The sequence below is a fragment of the Collinsella sp. AM38-1BH genome (assembly GCF_003467545.1).
In the GTDB taxonomy this organism is placed as follows: domain Bacteria; phylum Actinomycetota; class Coriobacteriia; order Coriobacteriales; family Coriobacteriaceae; genus Collinsella.
The window spans coordinates 64,180-71,811 of the sequence record NZ_QSHC01000015.1 but is presented as its reverse complement, the minus strand read 5'-3'; the positions used below and the strand labels follow the sequence as shown (position 1 = coordinate 71,811).

Here is a 7,632-nt window from a genome sequence, read left to right as displayed (position 1 = left end):
GGTCACGAGCGGGGGCTCCTATCTTTTTAGTGCCCTCGGATTGGGTCATAGTGTCTGTCTGTAAATATACGTTTACAGCTAATTTCATACCACTTGTCGGAATGCGGACGCTGTCCTTGCATGTCGGGCGTACATTGAACGTGGTTTTTCGCGTGAAACCACGAATCGGTTGTCAGTCCTGAACAAGGAGGCCCAGCATGACGCTTGCCAAACCCATCAATAAATACATCGACTATATCGATGCCCCCGAGGACACGTTTGAGCAGTATGTCGAGAAGGCGTTAAAGTACAACTTTCGCTGCGTATTTGCGAACCTTCAGGAGTACGAGACGGGCCGCGCCATGCTCGAGGGCTCTGACATCATCCTTGCCGGCGCCATCGACTTTCCCCAGGGCACTATGACGCTTGAGGAGAAGCTTGCGAGGTTTGAGGAATACGCTGCGTGTGGCTTTACCGAGATTGACTACGTTTTGAATCAGGGGTCGATCGAGAACCGCGATTTTGATGCCATCGAGCGCGAGATGACTACCATTGCTGATTTTTGTCGCGCGCATGGCATCACTGACAAGGTAATCGTCGAGATGTGCAAGCTGGACGGCGACGACGCCGCCAAGCGCCGTGTATGCGAGATCGCGCTGGAGGCCAAGCCGGGATTCCTTAAGACATCGACCGGCAGAAGCTTTGGCGGTGCTAAGCTCGAGGACGTGCGGCTGATGCACGAGGTGCTCGGCGATGCCGTGGCAATCAAGGCGGCGGGCGGTATCCATAATTACGAAGAGGCTTGCGCATTCATCGAGGCCGGCGCCAGCGCGTTAGGTGCATCGGCGGGCATCGCGATCGTCGAGGGCGCACCGACGGATGAGCGTCGCTAGCAGACGTATTTGACCTGAGCGATAAAGCTTCACGACCACACGCCGTTCATGTTCGGGACAATATGACATTTTTCCCGTTGCAAACGGAGTCGCGGTGGCTGTTCTGTATGATGACTCAGACAAGGTTATTCAATGACAGGGAGGCATATATGGCAATCAAAGCCATCGCAATGGATATCGACGGTACGCTCACCAACGACCAAAAGGTCATCAGCCCGCGTACGCGCGAGAAGCTGCTCGCGGCGCAGGAGTCGGGCATTAAGCTCATCTTGGCTTCGGGCCGTCCCGCATGGGGGCTGCACGCCTTGGCGCAGGAGCTCGACCTTCAAAACCATGACGGTCTGCTAGTTGCCTTTAATGGTGCGCATGTGGTCGACGCTCAGACCGATGAGGTCCTTTTTGACCAGGCCATGCCGGCTGACGAGCTGCACCGTCTGATTGATCATCTGCGCAATTTCGACGTGATCCCTATGATTTCGCTCGGTCGCGATCTGCATGTCGAGGATTCGTATCGCTGCATGATTACGCTGCCGGATGGCTCGCAGAAAAACATCGTCAAATACGAGCGCGATGCGTGCGACCTTAAGATCCGCGAGGTCGAGAGCTTGCATGAGGTCGCGGACGCTTATCCCGTGGACAAGCTGCTGACGGCGGGCGATCCGGCCTACCTGCAGGCGCATTACGAGGAGATGTATGCGCCCTTTACCCAGACGCTTTCGGGCATGTTTACGGCCGACTGGTACTTTGAGTACACGGCGCCTGGTATCGACAAGGCCCGCGCGCTCGAGGGCGCCCTGCCCAAGCTCGGTATCGATGCCAGCGAGGTCGTATCGTTTGGTGACGGCCAGAACGACAAGTCCATGATTGAGTGGGCCGGCACCGGTGTTGCCATGGGCAACGCAGTCGATGAGGTTAAGGCGGTAGCCCAGATGGTGACCGCCAATAACAACGAAGACGGTATTGCGGTGGCGTTGGATAAGCTGCTGGGTTAGAATCGCCGATAATGCATGGTTCGGGCGCCTGCTTACAGGCGCCCTTTTGTTAGGGAGGGTGCCGTGTCCGCATTTCCGTTCGACGCCGTTATCTTTGACATGGACGGCGTCATTGTCGATACCGAGTATTACTACCTGGGCGAGACTGCCGCGTTTGCCAAGGAGCTTGGGCTTAACCTGACTCAAGAGGAGTTGAATGGGCAGGTTGGTACCTCGCATCAGTTCTTCCTGCATATGCTGGTCGATTGGTTTGAGCGCGCCGGTAAGGGGCATTTTACTGGCGAGGAAGCGTTGGCCCGTTGGGATGAGTGGGCGCATGAGCGTCCGCGCGACTATCAGACTTTGATTAACCCAGGCGCCGTGGATACGATTCGAGAGCTGCCGCGCCGGGGCGTTCGCGTGGCGCTTGCCAGCTCGTCTCCCATGGATAGCATCGAGGAAGTGCTCAATGCGTGCGGGCTGTCGGATGCCTTTGAGTATGTGGTGAGCGGCGAGCAGTTTAAGGAGAGCAAGCCCGAGCCCGACATCTACCTGCATGCGCTGGACCTGCTGGGGCTGCCCGCGAATCGCTGCTGCTGCGTTGAGGATTCGGTGCCCGGCATCACTGCCGGCAAGCGAGCCGGCCTGACGGTCATTGCCAAGCGCGAGGAGCGCTTCGGCTTTAGCCAGGATGCCGCGGACAAGATTATCGACCAGTTGCCGGAGCTGCTCACGCTTTCTTAGGAGCGCGGTAGTTGCGCGTTTTTCGGGTCAGATGAGTAAATACCCGACATTTTGGTGCGATAGCAAGCATACTTTATGCTAATGCGGGCTCAAGGGCTTGTTGAATGTCCTTGAGCCCGCTTTAGACTTAATTGCGCTGGGAGAGGGTATATGCCACCGACTGAAGGGCTAACTGACGGTAAAGCTGCGATACCGCTGTACCAACAGGTTATCGATATCATCAAAAACGAAATCAACTCCGGTGCCTACAAGGCGGGCGAGCGGATTCCCAACGAATTTGAATTAGCTGAAAGCTATAAAGTTGGCCGTGTTACCGTGCGGCGCGCTATTGAGGAGCTTGTCCAGCAGGGCTATCTAACGAAGCGACAGGGGAAAGGCACGTTTGTCAATGCCCCCAAGCTTAAGCGCAAGATTCGCCAGAAGGATGACGTCCAGAGTTTTTCGGACGCATGCCGCGTTAACGGAATGGAACCGGGGGCGCGCGTCATTTCGAGAAAGATACTGCCGGCGGATTCCACCGAAGCGCAGTTCTTTGGTGTTCCCGTTGGAACTGATTTGATTTGCGTTGAGCGTGTGCGTACTGCCGATGGGGTCCCCGTCATGCTTGAGAACAACATATACGTTTACGAGGACAACGCTTATCTATCAACGGCACCTCTATCTAACCAATCCATTTTTGAGTTCGTGCGCAACCGGACGGGCCGTACGCCCGCGTTTACCGACCCGTGCACGCTCGAGATCGCGTGCGCCTCGCCCGAGGTCGCTCGGCTGTTGGCGGTTTCCGTTGGCGAACCCTTGTTTTACATGGATGCCTTCTTTTTCGATGAGCAGCGGCGGCCGTTTATCATCGGTCGTCAGCGGATCGTTGGGTCTCGCTACGTTTTTGACATCTAGGACATTGCGAATGGAGACGCCCGGTGGATCATCTCACCGGGCGTCACCATACCGTTCACGGCGCGAACGCAACCGTTCAACCGTGTCGCGGCAATCAGTTTGAAATTATCTTGATGACGAGAAAAGCTGCTGGTAATCTATGGGACGTCATAGAACGTTTGCATTGTGCAAACGTTGAAGCGAGATGCGATGCAGTCTCGAGTTCTTTGGAGGTATCTATGTCAGATACGAAGGCGAAGAAGACAAACAGACGTTTTAAGTTCAAATTACCGCATGTCTATACGATCATGTTCTTGCTGATCGTTGTCTTTGCGGTCCTGACTTGGATCGTTCCCTCTGGTCAGTATCAGCGCAAGACGATTTCGACAGCGGCGGGCGAGCGTGAAGTCGCCGTTGCTGGAACCTATGAACAGGTCGATAAGAACTACACCGATTCCGAGACCGGCGAGACCATCAATCTGGGCCAGGATATCTTCGCGGTCCTGCAAGCGCCCACCAAGGGTATCCAAGAAGCTGCCGACGTCGTTGCGTTCGTCTTATTGATTGGCGGATCGTTCGCAATCATCACCAAGACCAATGCTTTGAATGCCGGCATGAGCCGTGTGGTTAAAAAGCTCAAGAACAAGGACATCCTCATCATTCCCATCACGATGACGTTGCTGTCCATTTGCGGCACTACGTTTGGTATGTCTGAGGAAGCCCTGCCGTTCTATGCCATCTTCATTCCCATCATGATGGGTATCGGCTATGACTCGATGACGGCATTCATCATCTGCTTCCTTGGTCCCAACCTGGGATATTGTGCTTCGACCATCGACCCGTTTAATGTTTTGATCGCCCAAGGCATCATTGGCATCGAGGGCAATCCGCAACTGTGGCTGCGCGCCGTTTCTTGGGTCATCTTCACTGCCGTCGGTATCGCATGGGCCATGCGCTATGCCATGCGCGTCAAGAAAAACCCCGAGTCGTCCATTACGTACGAGGACGATAAGCTCAAGCGTATTGAGTTTTCCGTGACCGATGCCTCCATCGAGGAAGAGTTCACTATCCGTCAGAAGCTCGTGCTTATCGATTTTGCTTGCGGTATGGGCATTATCGTCTGGGGTCTTGTTACCCAGGGTTGGTACATGAATGAGATTTCCGCCGTGTTCCTTGGCATGGGCCTGCTTGCCGGTATCCTGGGCGGTCTTGACCAGCAGACGATCGCAGAGGAGTTCGTTAAGGGTCTTGCCGACTTTGCGTACGCTGCCATCGTTATCGGTATCGCTCGCGGTATTCTGGTCATCGCCGAGGGCGGCATGATCATCGACACCATCCTCCAGGCGCTCGCTACTGCGCTCGCCGGTGCACCCGCCGCCGTCTACACCACGTTTATGTATATCGTCCTTGGCCTGCTCTCTTTGCTGGTTCCCTCGAGTTCTGGACTTGCGGCGCTCACCATGCCCGTCATGGGTCCGCTGACCGAGCTTATGGGCCTCAATCCCGAGGCTGCCGTTACCGCGCTCCAGTTTGCTAATCAGACCATCAACACTATCAGTCCCGTGGCGGGCATGACGGTCGCCGGCCTTGCCGTGGCTAAGATTTCGTTTGGCCAATGGTGGAAGACCATTTGGAAGTTCTTCATTTTCATGGTCGTCTTTGGCCTGATCGTAACGGCAATCTCTGGCATGCTTCCGGTGTAGGTGGTTGTGATGTCTGATCGTTTGACGGTCCTGACGTCTAAGAGCGTCTTTACCGGTACGGGTGACCTGCCGTTTGAAGGTTTCGTAGCGGTCCGTGGCAATCGAATTGAGGCTGTTGGCACCAAGTGTGAGGTAGCTTCGTATTTGACCCAAGCGGACGAGGTAGTTGACCTGGGCGACCGCACCGTCATGCCTGGCCTGATCGATGTGCATACCTTCTATACAGGCTGGGCGCTGCGGACGTTGGGGTCTGATCTGTCCGGCATCGCTGATGCCAAAGAGGCCGTGTCGCTCTTGCGTGCATGGAAAGAAGATCATCCGGATTGCGCGGCGGCTTTTGGCCACAGCCTACCCGAAACGTTGGCATCGGATGCCGAGAACGCAAATACGGCAGCTGTGTTTGACGATTGTTTTGGCGATATTCCTGTCGTCTGCTTTACACCGGGTGCGGAGACCTGCGTTCTCAATGCTGCCGCCAGTGCACGATACGGCTTTACACCCCAGGCGTGCTATGCCGAGAAGATCTGGCGCATGATGAGCGATTTCCTCGCGCTGCCCGAGGTACGTGCGGGGTATTCGGACTACATGAGCATGCTTAACGAGCGCGGCGTTACCGCCATCAAGGAGATGGCGTTTGATGACTACTACGGTTTTGCCGACGAAATGGCTCGCCGTGAGGAATCTGGTGAGCTGACGGTTCGCGTCTCTATGATGTCGCAGCCGGTGGGTGCCGGTGCAAATCTGGCATATGCCCGCGAGGCACGAGCGCGCTTCCGGGGACCGTTCGTTCGTTTTTCTGGCTTCAACCGTATGACCGATCGCGGCGTATGGGCGGGGCTTGCCGAGATGATTGACCCCTATGAGGACTCGGCCGATGCGGGCGCTGCCGGCAAGACGGTCGTCGAGGAGCCAGAGTGGGATCTGATTGAGAACGAGCTGCGTGCAATTGATGCTGACGGCTTCCGATATTCCTTGCATTGCCAGGGCGATGGCGCCGTTCGTCGCACCGTGGCGCTCTATGCCTCGCTGCCTCGAGACGAGCATGGACGGATGCTTCGCCGTCATGCGATTACCGATCTCGAGAACTCTGACCCGACCGATCTTGTCGAGTTTGGCAAGTTAGGTGGAATTTGCGAGGTCTATCCGCAGATTCTGACGCTGGACCGGCGCGAGGATTGCCTGTCGATGATGCGTCGACAAATTGGCGAGACGCGACTTTTGCACAGCTGGAATCGCCGCGGCATGGAAGATTCCGGATGCACAGTGTGCTGTGGCACGGATTTGCCGCTGTTGATTCCGAGCTTGGGCGAGTCAATCTACAGTGCGTGCGGCGGATACTTCGACGACGGACTGCCCGTGAATGAGGTCAACACGCTGACGCTTGTCGAGCTCTTGTGCGCTTGGACTGCCGGGGGCGCGTACGACCTGATGCGCGAAGACGAGCTGGGTACGCTTGAGGTTGGCAAGCTTGCCGATATCTGCGTGCTCGATCGGGATGTGTTCGACCTCGATTATCGCGACGCACGCGATCTTGCGGTTGACATGACGATGTCGGACGGACAAATCGTGTTCGATCGAAATAAGGAGGCATAAGATGCCTGAATCCAAACCGACGCTGCGCCGCGAGCAGATTGCGGGCATGAATATCCACTACATCATGTGGTCGCTCGATTACTTCCTTGATGTGCAGCAGCGCTTGGGCTTTGAGTCCATTGAGCTGTGGTGTGCGGAGCCGCATGTGACGCTCGACCACACGGGCTACTTTGAGGCTGAGGTCCTGGCGAAAAAGGCTGCAGACCGTGGGCTTAGGTATCGTACTCTGTGCCCCGAGAATGTTGTCTATCCTTGGCAGTACTGCGCACGCAAACCGCTGCATGAACAGCGCAGCCTGGCGTACTTTAAGCACGGCATTGAGCTTGCCGAGGTACTTGGGTGCGACCGTATGTCCGTCAACTCGGGCTGGGGCGACTGGGACGAGGACCGCGAGGAAGCCTGGAAGCGCAGCCGCGAGCACTTGTCCATTCTGGCGGAGTATGCCGGCGAGCACGGTCTGGTGCTTACGATGGAAAGTCTGCGTCCCGAGGAGAGCAACCTTGTGACGACGGTTTCCGATGCGAAGCGCATGATTGACGAGGTCGCGAGCCCGTACTTACAGCCTATGGTTGATACAACCGCGATGGGCGTTGCAGGCGAGACGCTCGAGGACTGGTTTGCCGCCTTTGGTGATGGGGCAATTCACGAGATGCACTTTATCGACGGTGACCCGTATGGCCATCTGGTGTGGGGCGATGGCAAGCACGATATGGACGCCTTCGTCGCCACGCTCAACGCCCATGGTTTCGACGGCATGCTGGGCCAGGAAATCACGGACGGTCGTTACTACGATGATCCGGCGGCGGCAGATGCCAAGAACATGGCCGCATTCGAGAAATATCTGATTGACTAAAACAACTATCGGCCACGCAGCCA

The 7,632-nt window shown here is 56.3% G+C and carries 7 protein-coding genes; all 7 read left to right on the top strand.

Going from position 1 to position 7,632, the window contains the following annotated elements:
• Positions 1-197 precede the first annotated feature (197 nt).
• On the top strand, positions 198-872 hold the full coding sequence (deoC, locus tag DW870_RS07595) for a deoxyribose-phosphate aldolase (RefSeq protein WP_022094433.1): 675 nt from the start codon (positions 198-200) through the stop codon (positions 870-872).
• A 149-nt stretch (positions 873-1,021) separates the two neighbouring features.
• On the top strand, positions 1,022-1,864 hold the full coding sequence (locus DW870_RS07590; protein ID WP_197032805.1) for a Cof-type HAD-IIB family hydrolase: 843 nt from the start codon (positions 1,022-1,024) through the stop codon (positions 1,862-1,864).
• A gap of 63 nt (positions 1,865-1,927) precedes the next feature.
• Entirely contained in the window at positions 1,928-2,587 is a 660-nt protein-coding gene (locus DW870_RS07585) for an HAD family phosphatase (protein WP_334199550.1), read from the top strand.
• A 150-nt stretch (positions 2,588-2,737) separates the two neighbouring features.
• Positions 2,738-3,481, top strand: coding sequence for a GntR family transcriptional regulator (locus DW870_RS07580; RefSeq protein WP_117840174.1), 744 nt, complete (start codon positions 2,738-2,740; stop codon positions 3,479-3,481).
• Between the two features lie 218 nt (positions 3,482-3,699).
• Complete coding sequence (locus DW870_RS07575) at positions 3,700-5,163, top strand: YfcC family protein (RefSeq protein WP_117840175.1); 1,464 nt, start codon at positions 3,700-3,702, stop codon at positions 5,161-5,163.
• 9 nt (positions 5,164-5,172) lie between these two features.
• Positions 5,173-6,756, top strand: coding sequence for an amidohydrolase (locus tag DW870_RS07570; protein ID WP_117848677.1), 1,584 nt, complete (start codon positions 5,173-5,175; stop codon positions 6,754-6,756).
• Between the two features lies 1 nt (position 6,757).
• The gene (locus DW870_RS07565; RefSeq protein WP_117840177.1) at positions 6,758-7,609 is read left to right on the top strand and encodes a sugar phosphate isomerase/epimerase; all 852 of its coding nucleotides are present in this window, start codon (positions 6,758-6,760) and stop codon (positions 7,607-7,609) included.
• The last annotated feature ends 23 nt before the right edge of the window (positions 7,610-7,632 follow it).

Coding starts and splice junctions, on each gene's coding strand:
- DW870_RS07580 (WP_117840174.1), top strand. CDS start 2,738: ATGCCACCGACTGAAGGGCTAACTGACGGTAAAGCTGCGATACCGCTG.
- DW870_RS07590 (WP_197032805.1), top strand. CDS start 1,022: ATGGCAATCAAAGCCATCGCAATGGATATCGACGGTACGCTCACCAAC.
- DW870_RS07565 (WP_117840177.1), top strand. CDS start 6,758: ATGCCTGAATCCAAACCGACGCTGCGCCGCGAGCAGATTGCGGGCATG.
- DW870_RS07570 (WP_117848677.1), top strand. CDS start 5,173: ATGTCTGATCGTTTGACGGTCCTGACGTCTAAGAGCGTCTTTACCGGT.
- DW870_RS07575 (WP_117840175.1), top strand. CDS start 3,700: ATGTCAGATACGAAGGCGAAGAAGACAAACAGACGTTTTAAGTTCAAA.
- deoC (WP_022094433.1), top strand. CDS start 198: ATGACGCTTGCCAAACCCATCAATAAATACATCGACTATATCGATGCC.